Annotated in this window: 12 protein-coding genes; 5 read left to right on the forward strand and 7 right to left on the reverse strand. The window is 64.0% G+C overall.

Features of this window, described 5'->3' with window-relative positions; all coding sequences use genetic code 11:
- Nucleotides 1-25: 25 nt before the first annotated feature.
- The 5 genes from ACGYK7_RS12570 to ACGYK7_RS12590 all read right to left on the reverse strand — a co-directional run bounded on the left by ACGYK7_RS12570 (nucleotide 26) and on the right by ACGYK7_RS12590 (nucleotide 5,811).
- Nucleotides 26-985: a phosphoadenosine phosphosulfate reductase gene (locus tag ACGYK7_RS12570; protein ID WP_394402613.1), complete on the reverse strand. Its 960-nt coding sequence runs from the start codon at nucleotides 983-985 to the stop codon at nucleotides 26-28.
- 130 nt (nucleotides 986-1,115) lie between these two features.
- Entirely contained in the window at nucleotides 1,116-1,760 is a 645-nt protein-coding gene (locus tag ACGYK7_RS12575; RefSeq protein ID WP_394402615.1) for an FkbM family methyltransferase, read from the reverse strand.
- A gap of 54 nt (nucleotides 1,761-1,814) precedes the next feature.
- Complete coding sequence (locus ACGYK7_RS12580) at nucleotides 1,815-4,169, reverse strand: glycosyltransferase family 2 protein (protein ID WP_394402617.1); 2,355 nt, start codon at nucleotides 4,167-4,169, stop codon at nucleotides 1,815-1,817.
- On the reverse strand, nucleotides 4,169-4,795 hold the full coding sequence (locus ACGYK7_RS12585) for a sulfotransferase (RefSeq protein ID WP_394402619.1): 627 nt from the start codon (nucleotides 4,793-4,795) through the stop codon (nucleotides 4,169-4,171). Before ACGYK7_RS12585 ends, ACGYK7_RS12580 begins: the two co-directional genes overlap by 1 nt.
- Entirely contained in the window at nucleotides 4,792-5,811 is a 1,020-nt protein-coding gene (locus ACGYK7_RS12590; protein ID WP_394402621.1) for a glycosyltransferase family 2 protein, read from the reverse strand. The genes ACGYK7_RS12585 and ACGYK7_RS12590 overlap by 4 nt, the downstream gene beginning before the upstream one ends.
- 185 nt (nucleotides 5,812-5,996) lie before the next feature.
- Between ACGYK7_RS12590 and ACGYK7_RS12595 the strand changes: the two genes are divergently transcribed.
- The gene (locus tag ACGYK7_RS12595; protein ID WP_394402622.1) at nucleotides 5,997-6,905 is read left to right on the forward strand and encodes an AAA family ATPase; all 909 of its coding nucleotides are present in this window, start codon (nucleotides 5,997-5,999) and stop codon (nucleotides 6,903-6,905) included.
- Nucleotides 6,906-6,909: 4 nt separating this feature from the next.
- On the forward strand, nucleotides 6,910-8,169 hold the full coding sequence (locus ACGYK7_RS12600) for a VWA domain-containing protein (RefSeq protein WP_394402624.1): 1,260 nt from the start codon (nucleotides 6,910-6,912) through the stop codon (nucleotides 8,167-8,169).
- A 211-nt stretch (nucleotides 8,170-8,380) separates the two neighbouring features.
- Here the strand turns inward: ACGYK7_RS12600 and purL are convergent, their stop codons facing one another.
- Nucleotides 8,381-10,540 (reverse strand): phosphoribosylformylglycinamidine synthase subunit PurL, encoded by a 2,160-nt coding sequence (gene purL / locus ACGYK7_RS12605; RefSeq protein WP_394402626.1) that lies wholly within the window; start codon nucleotides 10,538-10,540, stop codon nucleotides 8,381-8,383.
- A 283-nt stretch (nucleotides 10,541-10,823) separates the two neighbouring features.
- On the reverse strand, nucleotides 10,824-11,735 hold the full coding sequence (locus tag ACGYK7_RS12610) for a LysR family transcriptional regulator (RefSeq protein WP_209217657.1): 912 nt from the start codon (nucleotides 11,733-11,735) through the stop codon (nucleotides 10,824-10,826).
- A 169-nt stretch (nucleotides 11,736-11,904) separates the two neighbouring features.
- On the opposite strand from ACGYK7_RS12610, the gene ACGYK7_RS12615 reads away from it, so the two are divergent.
- From ACGYK7_RS12615 to murI, 3 genes are read left to right on the forward strand one after another with little or no spacing between them, the layout of a single operon-like run.
- Nucleotides 11,905-15,321: an indolepyruvate ferredoxin oxidoreductase family protein gene (locus ACGYK7_RS12615; RefSeq protein WP_394402628.1), complete on the forward strand. Its 3,417-nt coding sequence runs from the start codon at nucleotides 11,905-11,907 to the stop codon at nucleotides 15,319-15,321.
- Nucleotides 15,322-15,378: 57 nt separating this feature from the next.
- Nucleotides 15,379-16,251, forward strand: coding sequence for a lysophospholipid acyltransferase family protein (locus ACGYK7_RS12620; protein ID WP_394402630.1), 873 nt, complete (start codon nucleotides 15,379-15,381; stop codon nucleotides 16,249-16,251).
- 9 nt (nucleotides 16,252-16,260) lie between these two features.
- Nucleotides 16,261-17,070, forward strand: a complete 810-nt coding sequence (gene murI, locus ACGYK7_RS12625; RefSeq protein ID WP_394402632.1) for a glutamate racemase — start codon at nucleotides 16,261-16,263, stop codon at nucleotides 17,068-17,070.
- Nucleotides 17,071-17,090: the final 20 nt, after the last annotated feature.

Consider the following 17,090-nt stretch of genomic DNA (forward strand, 5'->3'; position numbering starts at 1 on the left):
CGGGGCGGCGCGCCAGATTGAAAACCTATCCGGTGGCGGTTGCGGCCTCGGACACGCGGGCCTTGCGTCTGGCACGGATGCGTTCGAGGCGGCGGGCAAAGCGGGGGGCCTTCATCCGGGCCGAAACATTGGCGCAGAGCGCTTCGAGCAGCCTTTCGCGCCCTTGGGTGTTGATCGCTTGGCTGAGGTTGCGCAGATAGGGCAGATAGTCGCGCCGCGCGCGGTAGAGGGCGGCGAAGCGGGCCGCGTCCAGCGTGCCCTCGGCGGCGGCTTGCAGCAGCGGGTCGAGCTGGTCGATCTCCAGCAGGTCGGTTTGCAGCGCATCGCCCATGAAGGGCGTCCGCAATTTGGTGACATTGGCGCGGGTGAAAAGCGCCGCATGCATCGCGTCGAGCCTCTCGCGCGGGTCGTAGAGGACAAAGACCCGTTCGGCGGCGTCGAGCATATCGGGCGCATAGCCATAGCGGGAGGTGAAATCGAGGATGCGCATATCGGCGAAACGGTCATCCCATTCGGTGATGCGCGGGTTCAGCGTGGCCTGCGGTTGGATCGCCACCACAGCCGCGCCGGGGGCGGCGACGGAATAGGCGGCGGCGGCATAGGCGCAGGGGCCAGCGCCATAGAAGAGCACTTGATCGAATTCGTCGAAGAAGCCGTCGTCGATCAGCCTGTCGAAATAGGCATAGACCTCTTCGGCGCGGAACCATGTGTCGCCGTCGCTGGCCAAGCATAGATGCGACCAGTCGTGATTGCGCACCATGTCCCAGCCCAAGGGCTGCGCCTTGTCGGAGAGGGCATGCATGCCTTGGTAGGTCTCGAAGGTGACGAGCAGCGTCGTCTCACGTTCGATGAAGGCGGAGAAGTGGCTTTTGCCCAGAGATTGGAAATAGCCGTCTTCTTCGGCCACGGCTTCAACCGCGCGCAGCCATTCGCGTTTGGGCATATCGGCCAGTGAGCTTTCGATTGTGGGCGTCTCGCGCGGCATCGGGCATCCTCGGGCTTGTCGGGGCGGGGCAGAACCGCCGTTTCAGCTGGGTGTAGCCGGATATTAGGGCGAAAATGCGGAAAATCCGTGAGAAAATGAAGAGAATGTGACGGTTTTCCGGGGGCGCTGTCTACCAGCTGCGGCGGAAAGCCACGACTTTGTTGTGCGAGCCGCGGTGATAATAGGCCAAGCCCGCCTGCATGAAGGCGGTGAAGACCTTGTTGACGCCCTCGGGGCCGATCCATTGCGGGTGCAATTCGATGATCGCGGCGCGGAGGCTGTCGAGGGGCAGGGTGGGGATCAGATCGACTTCGGCACCTTCGATATCGCAGATCAAGACGCTCGGGGTAAGGTCGGCAAAGACTTGGGCCGCGTCGAGCACGTCAATCTGATGGGTTTTAGGTGGGTTTTCGTCTTTGAAACGGGTCAGGGAAGACGACAAAATGCGGTCGCGCACATAGAACGCCGCTTTGCCGGGGGTGGGGCCGAGGATGGCGTTGACGACATGGGTGTTGGACAGGCCGTTGGCCGCGTGGACCCTCCGGATATAGGGGATAAGGTCCGGGTTCGCCTCAAAGGAGTGGACCGAAGCGACATTGCGTTTACTGGCCACCAGCGTCGACATATAGCCGATACCGCCGCCCAATTCGATCACCCTGTCGCCTTCGCGGATTACGCGGAGCGCGGCTTCGCTTTCCTTCGCTTCATAGGCGTTCTGTCGCAGCAGCTTACGGATCCGCCCGCGTAGGATCGCCGGATCGTCGGGAAATTTCATGCCGCGGGAGTGGAGGGAATTGGATTCTGGCGGGGGCGCTGCCTGGGTCACGGGTCAGCTTTCCATATCGAGGGCAAGGGCATAGGCGGCACGCTCGGTCGCGGTTAACTTGATGTTAAGCGCTTGGCGGTAGAGATCGCGGAATTCCGGTGTCTGGCGCAGGTCTTCGGCCTTGGCGCGGTGCCAGTCGAGGCCCGCTTGGTGGTGTATGCGAAGTTGGGCGTCGGCGAGGAGGCCGTCCATCTCGGTGCGCAGACGGGGCAGGTTGCGCTGGATCGACAGGTCACGGTGGTCGTTCCAGTCCATTCGGATCCAATAGTTGATCCCGATGGAGCGGTCGACGTGAAGCGCGCGCCCGCGTTGGCGTTTGATAAGGAAGGAGTCGGCCGAGCGGAGGGCATAGTGGTTCAACTGAAGCAGGTCATAACCGATGTTGCCGCGCGAGGACCGCCAGCCATTGCGCAACGCGTCGCGCGTCATGTCGCGGCCCGCGCCGTTGACCCATTTGACTTGGCCCACCGCGGCCTCGTCCAGTTTGTTTGGCCGGTGGCAGGAGAGTTTGCCATAGGCGCCGAGGTTGCGGAACATCGTCTTGAACCCCCATGCGGTATGGGGTTTGGGGCAAAAGCTCGGTGCGCAGTGGTCGAATTGGCCGATCACGGGGGTTGCCGACAGGGCAGTCACGCCGTTGTGGCCGAAAAGGCGCCACGTCATCGCGATATTCGTGGCTTCGGGGGCGGCGGCGAAGAAGTCTTGGAGCCTGCCGTTGCCGGTGCGGATGTTGACGAATTCATCCACGTCAATATGCGCGATCCATTCCGCCTGGCGGACGAGCGGTTCCTCCAGCGCTTGGTTCAGCGCGTGTTGTTGGGGGGAGTTGCCTTTCCAATCGTCGTTGTTGCGGTGCTGGAGAATGCCCATATCTTGCAGCCGTCCCAAAACGGCATCGGTGCCGTCGCTGCAATCATTGGTGTAGATCAGGAAGTTATCGAAGCCCACAGCGCGGTGATAGGCCACCCATTCGACGATATAGGGCGCTTCGTTTTTCATGCAGGCGACGATGACATTGCCGCTGTTGTCGGGTGGCAATGCGCGCGGGGGGACGGCGGTGTAGGCGGGCGCGGGCTGGTCTTCGCCCGCAGGGGCCGCGCCGTTGTGGGGGCGGAAAGGGCCGCGCAGGATCGTTTCGTGGTTGACCTTCAGCCGGGTGAGGAGCCGGGCATTCGCGGCGCGTGCCTCTTCGGGGGCGTCGGGATCGTGCAACAGCGCCTCGAACTTTGCGGCGGAGTGGCGGGTCTCCTCAACCTCCGCGCGCTTTTGCGCGAGCGGGGTCGCGGTGCTGCGGATGCGGTGGGCGAAGGCTGTGAGGTATTGGGTGGCGCGAAAGCCGAACTGAGGGTACGCTTCCTGCCATGCAGCCTCGGGCGCATCGGGGGTAAGCGCCTGATCCAGCGCGGGAAAACGGGCGATGAGCGCGGCATTGTCGCGGGCGAAACGGTTAGAGATTGCGGCGAGGCTCCCGGGTTTGATCACGGGGCCGCCGATTTGCAGCGCCTGCAACATCTGGCTCCATGTGCTGCGCGGGCAGGCGAGGTCATGGGCCTGTTGATAGCGGATCAGCACATCGTTGAACTGCCGCATCCGCGTCAGCCAAGGCGCGGGCAGGGCTGCGAGGGCGCGGCCCGGAGCGACGGGGCCGAGGGGCGTGGAAAGGCCCAAGCTCTCGGTGATCTCGCTGGCCCCGGCCTTGGACATAAGATGTGGCAGGTCGAGGGGGCGAAACGTAATGCTCTCTGCGCCGAAGGCGGCGGCCCAATGGGCATGTAGCGCTTGATAATCAAGCCAAAAGGGCGGGGCTTGCACCTCGGGGAAGAGGCCGAAATCCGGTGCGACCTCCCTCTGGGCAAGCGCGCCTTGCCACCAGTTGCCGCGCTCGGCCAAGGCCAATTCCTGTGACAGCGGATGACGGCGGCTTTCGGCCACGGCAAAGCCGTAATGCGCAACCAGCGTTCGCGCCTGTTCATCCAGATGGGCGACCACGCGGATGTCGTCAAAATAGGGGCGCAGCAGATCGTGCAGGGCGCGCAGCTCTTCGGGGTGTGACAACAGATTGCCCAATTGCGCCGCGCTCAGCACCACATGTTCGGCGCGGGTCTTGGCCAACTCATGCGGGATCAGCGCGTGAAATTCATCGCGCAGGGTGGTGCCGATCAGGGGGCTGTCCAAGCCGCGGCGGTGGCGTAGCAGACCCACCGCTTCCGGGGCGGCGCAGGCGGCATAGAGGCGGACGTGGTTCCAATCGGCGGCCAGAACCCCCTGCTTGAGCAGCGCGTCCTTTTGCTGATGCAAGATAGTGCGCAGCCGGGCGGCAGCGCGTTCGGTCGGGCCGATGAAGAGGGTCAGCCGCATCACCCGGCCTCCGCCTTGCCACTGTTGCTTTGGCCCCACCACGGCAAGTCGATCTCTAGATAATCCGCGATCTTGTCGCGCGCCTCGGGGTCTTCGATGTCGAACTCCAAAAAGTTGGCACAGCCGGCAAAGACACGGCGGCAAAAGGCGAAATGCCCTTCGATCCACCGGGCGAGCTCGGCCTCGTCGCGGCCGAAACCGCGGGGCAGCCCCGGCACATCGGCCTGCGGCAAACGGCGGCGGCCCAGATTGTTCCAACGCATCATGCTATTGGCCGTCTTGGCCGGATCACGGTGCGAGAGCAAAAACTTGACCTTGGGATGGTGGTGCTGAATGGCGCTTATCACGCCCCAATCGGTCTGCGGCCAGAGGCTGCGGTCATGGCGTACGGCGCTCATCTCATTAATTGCATCGAATTCATGCAACCGCGCCAGCGGGTCGCCGCTGGCAAAGTAGTCGGCATAGATGATCCGCCCCAGATGCGCTCCGGTGATCTCGGACGCGTTGCTTTGGCCCTTGCGAATGCGCCAATCCGCGACCCTGAGCCCGGCGTGGCGCAGCGCATCCGTGAGCGTGGTTGTCCCGGTCTTGGGCAGGCCGAGGTTGACGATCCGCGGCCCCGTCATGTCAGGCCGATCTCGTCGCGGACCCGCGCCTCGGCGGCACTAAAGGGGCTGGCTGCGCGCAGTTGCGCCTGCATCGCGCGGTATGCCGGATCGGTCAGCAACGCGTCGCGGCGCGCGCGGTGAGCGGCCACGCAGGCGGCATGCAGATCGGCGACGCCGGGCAGCGCCTTCAGGCGGTCGATTTCGGCGTGCAAGGCAGGCAGGTAGCGCTGAACCGAGCGATCCTCCCAAGCTGCATCGTTCCGGTCGCGCCAATAGCTGTCATCGAAAGCGCGGTGTTCGCGGTTCACGTCGCCCCGGTCGTTCTTGACCAGATAGCTGTCGAGCGAGCGCAGCGCGTAGTGGTTCAGCGTGGCAAAGCGCCGTGCACCGCGGGCCGGAAAGGCGCGGATGCGGCGTTTGCTCGCGGCACTGCGAAAGGGCGCGGGCACCTGTCGGCCTGCGCCATCGGTCCAATGCGGCTGGTGTCTCGTGTCATCGTGGAAGGGCCGATGCGCGCCGTAATAGCCCAAGGGGAAATCTTGGCGCACCAGAGTCTTAACCTCGATCGCCGTATCGGCACAGCAAATGTCGGGATTATGGCTATGGGTGAATTGCGCGATGACGGGGGCGTCGGCGAACTCCTCGACCCCGCCATTGGCGAAAAACTGGAAATGCAGCGAGATCGCCTGCGGGTTGCCGCAGGCCGTGATCAAATCGGGCAGGCGGTGGTCGCCGACATGGATGTTCAGAAATTCGTCCACATCGGCGATCCAGACCCAATTGGCCTGTGTGACGATTGGGCGACGCCGCGCATCCTTGAGCGCTTGCATCTGGTAGTTTCGATTGGTGGCCGGGTTGGGCAGATGGGTGACGATACCGTGGCGGGCAAGCGCGTCGAGCAGCGCATCGGTGCCATCGCTGCAATCGTTAGAGTAGAATAGGAAATCCGTGATCCCGATCACCCGGTTGAAGGCAATCCATTCCAGCAAAAACGGGCCTTCGTTCTTGACGCAGGTGACAGCGGTGATGCGCATGTCAGACCCCGCCGCGCCGGATCGCGATGATTATGCTCTGTCCCATATCCGCCCCTGTGGCCCCCTTGTTGCCGGAAGCCGTCGTTTATTGCGCGGAACTATGCCAGCGTGGGGAAATCCCGTCAATCTGCCGCGGCGCGGTCTGCCCTCTTGACGGGGCGGGGCGGGGATGCACCACTGGGGCCATGAAAAACATTGATACGATCGACGCGGTCCAAGAGATGCTGAGCGCCGAGGGCTATGTCTGCGACCGCGCGCTTGGGGTCGTGGTGTTTCTCAGCCTCACGCTGGGGCGGCCCTTGTTTTTGGAGGGCGAGGCGGGCGTCGGCAAGACCGAGATCGCCAAGGCGCTGGCCGCCGGTCTGGGGCGTCGGTTGATCCGGTTACAATGCTATGAGGGGCTCGATGCGTCGAGCGCGGTTTACGAATGGAATTTCCCCGCGCAAATGGTCGCGATCCGCACGGCGGAGGCGGGCGGCGGTGCAGACCGGCGCGCGCTGACGCAGGAGTTGTTCAGTGACGACTACCTGATCGAACGCCCACTTTTGCAGGCGTTGCGCCCGGATGAGAAGGGCGCCCCGGTGCTGCTGATCGACGAGCTGGACCGCACCGATGCGCCTTTCGAGGCGTTCTTGTTGGAGGCGTTGAGCGATTTTCAGGTGACCATCCCCGAGCTTGGCACGATCCGCGCGCCCGAGCCGCCGATCGTGATCCTGACCTCGAACCGCACGCGTGAGGTGCATGACGCGCTGAAACGGCGCTGTCTTTACCACTGGGTCGATTACCCGGATGTGGCGCGCGAGATGGCGATCCTTGCCGCCCGCGCGCCCGAGGCGGCAGAGGCGCTGAGCCGTGAGGTGGTGGCCTTTGTCCAGCAATTGCGGACCGAGGATCTGTTCAAGAAACCGGGCGTGGCGGAGACGATTGACTGGGCGAAATGTCTGTTGGCCTTGGATGTCACGACGCTCAGCCCCGAGGTCATCGCCGATACGCTGGGGGCCGTGCTGAAGTATCAAGATGACATTGCCAAGCTGCAAGGCTCCGAGGCGGCGCGCATTCTCGATCAGGCCCGCGCATCGCTGGCGCCTGCCTGAACCGATGGGCGAAGACCTGCCCTTGGACCTGCCCGACGACCCCAAACTTGCGGGGAATATCACCCATTTCGCCCGCGCCCTGCGCCGGGCGGGGCTGTCAATCGGGCCGGGGCGGGTGGTGGAGGCGGTGAAGGCCGTCGCCGCCGTGGGCTTCACCAGCCGCCGCGATTTCTATTGGACGCTGCACGCCTGTTTTGTGAGCCGGCCCGAACAGGCGCGGGTCTTTGCGCAGATATTTCGGCTTTATTGGCGTGACCCGCGCTATCTGGAACATATGATGGCCGCGATGTTGCCTGCGATCCGCGGCGTGCAACAGGATCGCCCCGCCACACCCGCAGAGAAACGCGCGGCGGAGGCTCTGTTGGACGGGGCCGAGGCGCCGGAGCGAGAGGACGCGCCTCAGCCCGAGGAGACCCTCGTCGAGGTGGATGCGAGCCTGACCATGTCCGCGCGGGAGCGGTTGCGCAGTTTGGATTTCGAACAGATGAGCCTGGCCGAAATGGCTGAGGCGAAACGGATGTTGGCCAAGCTCGACCTGCCGGTGCCGCCGATGCCAAGCCGCCGCGATGTGGCGGCGGCGCGGGGGCGGATCGATGTGGCCCGCACGATGAAAACCGCGCTGCGGCGGGGTGGAGAGATGGACCGGCTTTATCGGAAGACACCCCGCGCGCGCTATCCGAACCTCATCGTACTGTGCGATATTTCCGGCTCAATGAGCCAATACAGCCGGGTGATCCTGCATTTTCTGCATGCGGTGGCCAACCGCAGGGGCAAAGGTTGGGCGCAGGTGCACGGTTTCACCTTTGGCACCCGGCTGACCAATATCACCCGGCATCTTGCCACCCGCGACGTGGATGCGGCGCTTGCCGCGGCGGGGGCGCAGGCGCAGGACTGGGAGGGCGGCACGCGCATCGGCGCGGCGCTGGCGACCTTCAATCGCGACTGGTCGCGGCGGGTCATGGGGCAGGGCGCGGTGGTCTTGTTATTCACCGACGGGCTGGACCGGGACGATCCGGCGGAACTGGCGCGGCAGATGCAGCGGCTACACCTGACCGCGCGGCGGGTCATTTGGCTGAACCCGCTGCTTCGCTGGGACGGTTTCGCGCCCAAGGCGGCGGGGATTCGCGCGATGCTGCCCCATGTCGATAGTTTTCGCGCGGGGCATTCGATTGCATCTTTGGAAGCGCTGGCCGAGGCGATCTCGCGCCCCGATGATGCGGGCGAAAAGGCGCGGATGCTGGCGGGGTTGAACGCAGAGGTTTAGCCGATGAAGGGCGGGCGGAGGGCTGCGGGTCTCACCAAAACCAGAGGGGTTTCGGACCCACCCTTGATTGATCCCGGCCTGTCACCCGCCTGTCGTCGGTTCAAGCGAAATAGCCGTATCCCCTGAAGGGGCCCCTCGGCGATTTCGCTTGCCCCGCCGCCCTGCGCGCGACCGTTTGGTCTCAAGCAAGGGCGGCTCCGAAACCAGAGGTTCAGGCGAAGGTCCGGGCGAATGTGGTGCGGTAGATCGCGCGCAGGTCCGACAGGGGGGCGGAGGTGTTGCCGAAGCTGATCTTGTCGCCGCCAAAGGCGCCGACGGCGGTGACCGGCACGCCAAATTCCTTGCCCGCCGCGATCAGGGTTTCCGCGGCTTCGGCGGTGCAGGCCACGAGGTAGCGGGCTTGGTCTTCGCCAAAGAGGGTCGCGGTGTCATCGCTTTCGATCTCGACGCCGATGCCTGCGGTCTCGGCCAGCTCGAAGGCCGCGAGGGCGAGGCCGCCGTCGCCGAGGTCGGTACAGGCGGAGATTAGGCTGGCTTGGGCGCGGATGAATTCGCCGTGGCGGCGTTCGGTGGCGAGGTCGACATGGGGGGCGTCGCCCTCGGCCCGGTCGAAGGCTTCGGCGAGCAGGGCGGATTGGCCGAGGTGGCTGCCCGCCGCGCCGATCAGCAGGGCGACATGGCCGCCGCGCAGCTGATTGCTGATGACTTGATCAAGGCTGTCGATCAGGCCGACCGCGCCGATGGTGGGTGTGGGCAGGATGCCCTTGCCGTCGGTTTCGTTATAGAGCGACACGTTGCCCGAGACGATGGGCATGTCGAGCGCGCCCACGGCTTCGCCGATGCCTTTGATGGCGCCAACGAACTGGCCCATGATCTCGGGCTTTTCGGGGTTGCCGAAGTTGAGGTTGTCGGTCGTCGCCAGCGGTTTGGCGCCCACGGCGCAGAGGTTGCGGTAGGCTTCAGCCACGGCCTGTTTGCCGCCTTCGGTGGGGTTGGCTTTCACATAGCGCGGGGTCACGTCGGAGGTGAAGGCCAGCGCCTTGTCGGTGCCATGCACCCGCACGATGCCCGCGCCGAGGCCGGGCAGGCGGACCGTGTCGCCCATGACCATCGTGTCGTATTGTTCGTAAACCCAGTCTTTGGAGGCGTGGTTCACGGAGCCGATCAGGGCGCGCAGGCCTTCGATCGGGTCGATGCTGGGCGCATCGGTCAGCGCGGCGGCGGCGGGCGTTTCCACCCAAGGGCGATCGTATTCGGGCGCGGTGGAGGCGAGTTTCGACAGCGGCAGGTCGGCTTTGACCTCACCATCGAGACAGATGAGGAAGCGGTCTTCGGGGAGGGTTTCGCCGACGATGGCGAAATCGAGGTCCCATTTGTCAAAGACGGCTTTGGCCTCGGCCTCAAGCTCGGGACGCAGCACCATGAGCATACGCTCTTGGCTTTCGCTCAGCATCATCTCATAGGCGGTCATATGCGGCTCGCGCGTCGGAACCTTCTCAAGGTCGAGACGCACGCCAAGACCGCCTTTGTCGCCCATTTCCACCGCCGAGCAGGTGAGGCCCGCAGCGCCCATGTCTTGGATCGAGATCACGGCGCCGGTGGCCATCAGCTCAAGCGTGGCTTCCATCAGGCGCTTTTCAGTGAAAGGGTCGCCGACTTGAACGGTGGGGCGTTTCTCTTCGATGGTGTCGTCGAATTCGGCGCTGGCCATGGTCGCACCGCCGACACCGTCGCGCCCGGTCTTCGCACCGAGGTAGACCACGGGCATGCCCACGCCGGAGGCGGCGGAGTAGAAGATCTTGTCGGCATCGGCGAGGCCCGCCGCGAAGGCGTTGACAAGGCAGTTGCCGTCATAGGCTTTGTCGAAACGCACTTCGCCGCCAACGGTCGGCACGCCGAAACAGTTGCCATAGCCGCCGATACCTTCGACGACGCCATGCACCAGCTGGCGTGTTTTGGGGTGGTCGGGGCGGCCGAAGCTGAGCGCGTTCATCGCCGCGATCGGGCGCGCGCCCATGGTGAAGACATCGCGCAGGATGCCGCCCACGCCGGTGGCCGCACCTTGGTAGGGTTCGATGTAGGAGGGGTGGTTGTGGCTCTCCATCTTGAAGACCAGCGCTTGGCCATCGCCGATGTCGACCACGCCCGCGTTCTCACCCGGGCCACAGATCACTTGGGGGCCGTCGGTGGGCAGGGTGCGGAGCCATTTCTTGGAGGATTTATAAGAACAGTGCTCGTTCCACATGGCCGAGAAAATGCCCATCTCGGTGTAGTTCGGCTCGCGCCCGAGGATGTTGACGACCTCGGCGTATTCCTCGGGGGTGAACCCGTGGCTGGCGATGAGGTCGGGCGTGATGGCTGGATCTTGCATGGAAATTCCCCGGCTGGCGCTTTTGCGCCCTCATACAAGGGGAAATGCCGGGGGGGAAGTGGCTTTGGCCGCCTGCGGGCTGAAAGAGGGCGTTGGGCCAAAAAAAAGGCCGAGCTAAAAGCTCGGCCAAGTCCAACAGGGAGGTATGAAGCGACGCGCCCTCAGGCTGTCAATCTTCATGATGGTGAAATAGGAGGCAGGGCTGCCCAAATCAAGGCTATTTAACATCGCAAGTCATCATGGCCGATATGCGCCTATTGCATGGCTGGCCATGGGCTCCGGTTCAGCCTTCGCCCTCCACCCGTTCGCGCCATTGTTTGCGGTAGGTGATGATCTCTTCCTGAACGAAATCCTTGAAGGCGGCGACGCGTTTGGATTGGCGCAACTCTTCTGGATAGGCGAGGTAGACCGGCACCTCGGCGGATTCGATATCGGGCATGACCTGCACGATATGCGGGAAGTCTTGGATGAGGTAGTTCGGCAGCACCCCGAGGCCAAGGTGGTGCACCACGCCTTGGAGCACGCCGAAGTAGTTGTTCACCGTCAAGAGCGAGCGCAGGTCGTACATCATCAGCTCTTTGACAAGTTGCAGCCCCGCGCCGACCTGATCGCTGTCGGTGTTCTGGCAGATCAGCCGATGATCGGTCATATCCTCCATACGCTCAGGCGTACCGTGTTTTTCCAGATACTCCGGGCTGGCGTAGAGGCCCATGCGCACGGACATCAGCCGTTTGCGGACCAGATCGGCCTGGCTTGGTTCCTTCATGCGGATCGCCACGTCGGCCTCGCGCATCGGCAGGTCGAGCACGCGTTCTTCGAGCATCAGATCGACTTTGAGGTCTGGATATTGCTCGTAGAGTTTGGGCAGGCGTGGGGCGAGCCAGAGGGTGCCGAAGCCGGTCGTCGTCGTGACACGCAGCTCGCCAAAGACCTCTTCTTCGCTGTCGCGGATGCGTGCGGCGGCGGCATCAAGGCGTTTGGCCATGGCCGAAGTCGCGTCGAACAAAAGCTCGCCCTGTTCGGTCAGGATCAGCCCGCGCGCATGGCGGTGAAAGAGGTTGGTGTTTAGCTGCTCTTCCAACCCGCGAATCTGCCGGCTGACGGCGGATTGCGACAGGTTCAGCTTGTCGCCTGCATGGGTCAGTGACCCCGCATCGGCCACGGCGTGAAAAATTCTGAGTTTGTCCCAATCCATGGCCCGTACTTTCCTTGCCCAGCCTTTCTCCTACCTTAATAGACGGGAGAAAACAGCACAAACCGTCGCCTGCGAGACTGTCGTTGCGGAATAACTGCTATACAGGTCAGCAACTGTGACCTATAATCCGGGCAATCATGCAAGACTGACGTGCTAGGGAGGGCCCGCCATGACGACGCAAAAGATTTCACTGAACGACCGTTTCGACCTCGACAAAAGCCCGGTGCTGCTGAACGGCACGCAGGCGCTGGTGCGCCTGATGATGATGCAATCGGCGCGGGACCGTGCCGCGGGGCTCAATACCGCGGGTTATGTGACCGGCTACCGGGGCAGCCCGCTGGGCGGCGTAGACCTGCAGATGCAGCGCGCGCAGAAATTCCTGACCGACTACAACGTGCGCTTCGAGCCGGGGCTGAACGAAGACCTCGCCGCGACCATGCTTTGGGGCAGCCAGCAGGCGGAACTGCGCGGGGAGGGGAAATACGACGGCGTCTTCGGCCTGTGGTACGGCAAGGGGCCGGGCGTGGACCGCACCGGCGACGTGATGCGCCACGCCAATATGGCGGGCACCTCGCCCCACGGCGGCGTGCTGATGGCCATGGGCGATGACCACACCGGCGAATCCTCCACCGCGCTGCACCAATCCGAATGGGCCATGGTCGATGCCTACATGCCCGTAGTCTCCCCCGCCGGTGTGCAGGAAATCCTAGATTACGGCATCTACGGCTGGGCGCTGAGCCGGTTCTCGGGCCTCTGGGTCGGTCTCAAGACCATGAAGGACACCGTGGAGGCCACCAGCGTGGTTGACGGCGATCCGAACCGGATGAAGCTGGTGATCCCTGAGTTCGACATGCCCGACGGCGGCCTTAGCATCCGCCTGAACGACACGCCGCACCTGCAAGAGGCGCGGATGATCGACTACAAGCGCTTCGCGGCTGAGGCGTTTTCCCACGCCAACAAGATGGACAAACGTGTCTGGGGCAAGCGCGGCGCCAAGATTGGCTTTGCCGCGGCGGGCAAGAACTGGCTCGACCTCGTGCATGCGATGAGCCTGCTGAACATCGACGCGAACGAGGCCGAGCGGCTCGGCATCACCACCTACAAGATCGGCCAGACCTTCCCGCTCGACATGCAGGGCTTCCACGACTGGGCCGATGGGCTCGATCTGGTGGTCGTGGTCGAGGAAAAGCGCAAGCTGATCGAAGTGCAGATCAAGGAAGCGCTGTTCAACGACACCCACCGCCGGGTCTATGGCTGGCACAAGGGCGGTGCGGGGATGGAGCACGGCGAGGAACTGTTCCCGACGCGCGGCGCGCTCGACCCGATCCTGATTGCCGAGAAGATCGGCGGCATCCTTCTGGAAGAGGGACGCGAGACCGATGGCATCCGCGCCGGGCTGGAGGCGCTGAACGAGGCGCGCCGTTCTGACAATGCCGAGGATATTGCCGCCCGTCTGCCGTATTACTGCGCCGGTTGCCCGCATAACTCCTCAACCAAAGTGCCGGACGGCTCCCGCGCCTATGCGGGCATCGGCTGTCACTACATGGTGCAGTGGATGGACCGCGAGACAACGGGCTTTACCCATATGGGCGGCGAGGGCGCGAACTGGATCGGGGAGGCGCCGTTCTCGAACACCGAGCACGTTTTCCAGAACCTCGGCGACGGCACCTATAACCACTCCGGCGTGCTGGCGATCCGTGCGGCCATCGCGGCGGGCACCAATATCACCTATAAGATCCTCTACAACGATGCCGTCGCCATGACCGGCGGCCAGCACAACGAGGGCGACCTCGACGCTTACCGCATCGTCGATGAACTGAAAGCCATGGGCGTGAAGAACATCGCCGTGGTCTATGACCAGAAGGAAGATGTGGACCTTGCCCGTTTCAAGGGTGTCGAGATCCACGAGCGCGCCGAGATGCCGAACGTGCAAAAGGCCTACCGCAAGCACAAGGGCGTCAGCGCCATCGTCTACATCCAGACCTGCGCCGCCGAGAAACGCCGCCGCCGCAAGCGCGGGCTGTTCCCGGACCCCGACAAGCGTGTCTTCATCAACGAGGACGTCTGCGAGGGCTGCGGCGATTGCGGCGTGCAGTCGAACTGCGTGGCCGTGGTCCCGAACGAGACCGAACTGGGCCGCAAGCGCGCCATCGACCAGTCGCAGTGCAACAAGGACTTCTCCTGCCTCGACGGGTTCTGCCCCTCTTTCGTGACGCTGGAAGGCGCCAAGATCCGGAAAGATCCGACCACCGACCTGACCATCCCCGACCTGCCGATGCCCGAACTGCCCAAGATCGACGGCACCCATAACGTCGTCATCACCGGCGTCGGCGGCACCGGGGTCGTGACCATTGGCGCGCTGCTGGCGCAGGCCGCACAGCTCGACGGCAAGGGCGCGGGCATGATGGAGATGGCGGGCCTCGCCCAGAAGGGGGGTGCGGTGCATATCCACTGCCGTCTGGCCGAACGGCCCGAAGACATCAGCGCGATCCGTGTCGCCACCGGTGAGGCCCATGCGCTGATCGGCGGTGATCTGGTGGTCTCTGCGGGCCACAAGACGCTGGGGCTGACCCGCGCCGGGCGCACCGGGGCGGTGGTGAACTCGCACCAGATCATCACCGGGGACTTCACCCGCGACACCGAGTTCCAGATGCCCTACGACCGGCTGAGCCTCGCGCTTGAGGCGCGTCTGAAAGATGATGTGGCGATGTTCGACGCCTCGGATCTTGCCAAGGCGACTTTGGGCGATTCGATCTTCTCCAACATGATGATCTTCGGTGCCGCGTGGCAGCGCGGTCTGCTGCCGCTCACACTCGAAAGCCTGATGCAGGCGATCGAGATGAACGGGGCGGCGGTGGAGCGCAACAAGCGCGCCTTTGAGATCGGCCGTTGGGCGGTGCTCTACCCCGAGGATGCGAAAGCGGTGAGCCTGCCCGATAACGTCGTGGAACTGCCCAAGTCGCTGGGGGAGAAGATCGCCTTCCGCGAGAACCACCTGACCGACTATCAGGGCAAGAAACTGGCCAAGCGCTACACGAAGATGCTCGACGGGATCGAGGACCGCGACGTCAAGGCGGCGACGGCTTTGGGTTACCACAAGCTTCTGAGCTACAAGGACGAATACGAGGTCGCCCGCCTGCTGATCACCAGCCGAGACAAGGCGCGGGCGGAGTTCGAGGGCGACTTCAACATGACCTTCCACATGGCGCCGCCGCTGATCTCGAAGATGGGGCCGAATGGCCGCCCGCAGAAGCGTGAGTTCGGTCAGTGGCTCGAAGGGCCGCTGCGGGTCATGGCGAAGTTCAAAGGGCTGCGCGGCACGCCGCTCGATCCTTTCGGCTATACCGCCGAGCGCAAGATGGAGCGTGCGCTGATCAAGCAATATGAGGCCGATATGGCCGAGGTGCTGCCCAAGTTGACCGATCAGACCCGCGACGCGGTGGTGGCGCTGGCTGAGCTGCCGCTGCAAATCCGCGGCTTCGGGCCGGTGAAGCAAGCCAATGAGGCTAGGGCCGCGAAACGGCGCGAGGAACTGCTGGCGGTGATCCGCGCCGGTGGCACCGCCACGGCCAAGGCGGCGGAGTAATACCGCTGTTACATCTCTGCCTTAGGGTGTGCTCCAAGACGTTCCTGAGGCCGAGATGTGACCTACGCCCGTGACATAAGCTATGCCCATTCCGCCCGAACCCGGGGCGGAAGGGCGCTCATTCGATTGATGGAAAACACTACGGGCCGCGTTTCCTTGCTAAAACGGGCCGAAGGCTACGAAGACGATCTGGCCGCGGGGCTGGGGTTTTTCGATGCGATGGTGCAGCGCTGTGGTCTGACGCTGGAGGTGATGCGCGGCACTTTGGCGGATATCCCGACGCGGGGGCCGGTCATTCTGATCGCCAATCATCCCTACGGCATTCTGGACGGGCTGATGCTCGGCCATATCCTGAGCCAGACGCGCGGCGATTTTCGGATCATGGCCAATGCGGTTTTCAGCCAAGCGCCCGATCTGGCGCATCATCTGCTGCCCATCAGCTTTGCCGAAGACCGCGCGGCACTGGCGCTGAACCTCGCCACCCGCCGGACCGCGTTGAACTATCTGGCGCAGGGCGGGGCGATTGGCATCTTTCCCGGGGGCACGGTCAGCACCGCCGCGCGGCCCTTTTCGCAGCCAATGGACCCCGGCTGGCGCAGCTTCACCGCGCGGATGATCGCGAAGTCTGACGCCGCGGTGGTGCCGATCTATTTCGACGGTCACACGAGCCGCTTGTTCCAGATCGCCAGCCACCTGCACGCCAACCTGCGCATGGGGCTGTTGATCAAAGAATTCCGCGCGCGTGTCGATAGCCCCGTGCGCGTGGCCATCGGCGCGCCGATCCCGCGCGCCACGCTCGACCCTCTGGCGGGGGACGCAAAAGCGATGATGGATTTCCTGCGCAAAGCCACCTATGAGTTGTCACCAAGGCCGGGCCAGTATCTGGGTCTCGGCTATGAGTTTGAGGAACGGCATAGAGCCGACAGGTGACGACAGACCATGGCAGTTGGTATTTTCGATTCGGGGCTGGGCGGGCTGACCGTCTGGAACAAGGTGCAAGAACGGCTGCCGGAGGTGGATTTCGTCTACCTCGCCGACAGCGCTCACGCGCCCTACGGCGTGCGCGACGCGGATGACATCTATGAGCTGACCTGCGCCGCCGTGCAGCGGCTCTTCGATGCGGGCTGCGATCTGGTGATCCTCGCCTGCAACACCGCCTCAGCCGCCGCGCTGCGCCGGATGCAAGAGGGGTGGATCCCGCGCGACAAGCGGGTGCTGGGCGTCTTTGTGCCGCTGATTGAGGCGATGACGGAGCGGCAGTGGGGCGACAATTCCCCGCCGCGCGAGGTGGCGGTCAACCATGTGGCGCTCTTCGCCACGCCCGCCACGGTGGCAAGCCGCGCCTTTCAGCGTGAACTGTCCTTCCGCGCCATCGGTGTGGATGTCGAGGCGCAGGCCTGCGGCGGGGTGGTCGATGCCATCGAAGAGGGTGACATGATCCTTGCCGAAGCACTGGTGCGCAGTCATGTCGACGCGCTGAAGCGCAAGATGCCCAACCCCGATGCGGCGATCTTGGGCTGCACCCACTATCCGCTGATGCAGGAAGCCTTTCAGGCGGCCTTGGGCGGGCAGGTCAGGGTCTTCAGTCAGGCCGAATTGGTGGCGGAGTCCTTGGCCGATTACCTCGAGCGGCACCCCGATATGACAGGCAAGGGTGAGGCGGCCTTTCTCACCACCGGTGATCCCGCCCGGGTGAGCGACCGCGCGACGCAGTTCCTGCGACGACAGATCACATTCACCGCCGCCTGAACTCCGATTACATTTCGTTC

The organism is Sulfitobacter sp. 1A15299 (assembly GCF_043556915.1).
Lineage (GTDB): Bacteria > Pseudomonadota > Alphaproteobacteria > Rhodobacterales > Rhodobacteraceae > Sulfitobacter.

Excerpts from the sequence above, each read along its gene's own strand:
- ACGYK7_RS12570 (WP_394402613.1), bottom strand. The coding sequence starts at position 985 with ATGCCGCGCGAGACGCCCACAATCGAAAGCTCACTGGCCGATATGCCC.
- ACGYK7_RS12575 (WP_394402615.1), bottom strand. The coding sequence starts at position 1,760 with ATGAAATTTCCCGACGATCCGGCGATCCTACGCGGGCGGATCCGTAAG.
- ACGYK7_RS12580 (WP_394402617.1), bottom strand. The coding sequence starts at position 4,169 with ATGCGGCTGACCCTCTTCATCGGCCCGACCGAACGCGCTGCCGCCCGG.
- ACGYK7_RS12585 (WP_394402619.1), bottom strand. The coding sequence starts at position 4,795 with ATGACGGGGCCGCGGATCGTCAACCTCGGCCTGCCCAAGACCGGGACA.
- ACGYK7_RS12590 (WP_394402621.1), bottom strand. The coding sequence starts at position 5,811 with ATGCGCATCACCGCTGTCACCTGCGTCAAGAACGAAGGCCCGTTTTTG.
- ACGYK7_RS12595 (WP_394402622.1), top strand. The coding sequence starts at position 5,997 with ATGAAAAACATTGATACGATCGACGCGGTCCAAGAGATGCTGAGCGCC.
- ACGYK7_RS12600 (WP_394402624.1), top strand. The coding sequence starts at position 6,910 with ATGGGCGAAGACCTGCCCTTGGACCTGCCCGACGACCCCAAACTTGCG.
- purL (WP_394402626.1), bottom strand. The coding sequence starts at position 10,540 with ATGCAAGATCCAGCCATCACGCCCGACCTCATCGCCAGCCACGGGTTC.
- ACGYK7_RS12610 (WP_209217657.1), bottom strand. The coding sequence starts at position 11,735 with ATGGATTGGGACAAACTCAGAATTTTTCACGCCGTGGCCGATGCGGGG.
- ACGYK7_RS12615 (WP_394402628.1), top strand. The coding sequence starts at position 11,905 with ATGACGACGCAAAAGATTTCACTGAACGACCGTTTCGACCTCGACAAA.
- murI (WP_394402632.1), top strand. The coding sequence starts at position 16,261 with ATGGCAGTTGGTATTTTCGATTCGGGGCTGGGCGGGCTGACCGTCTGG.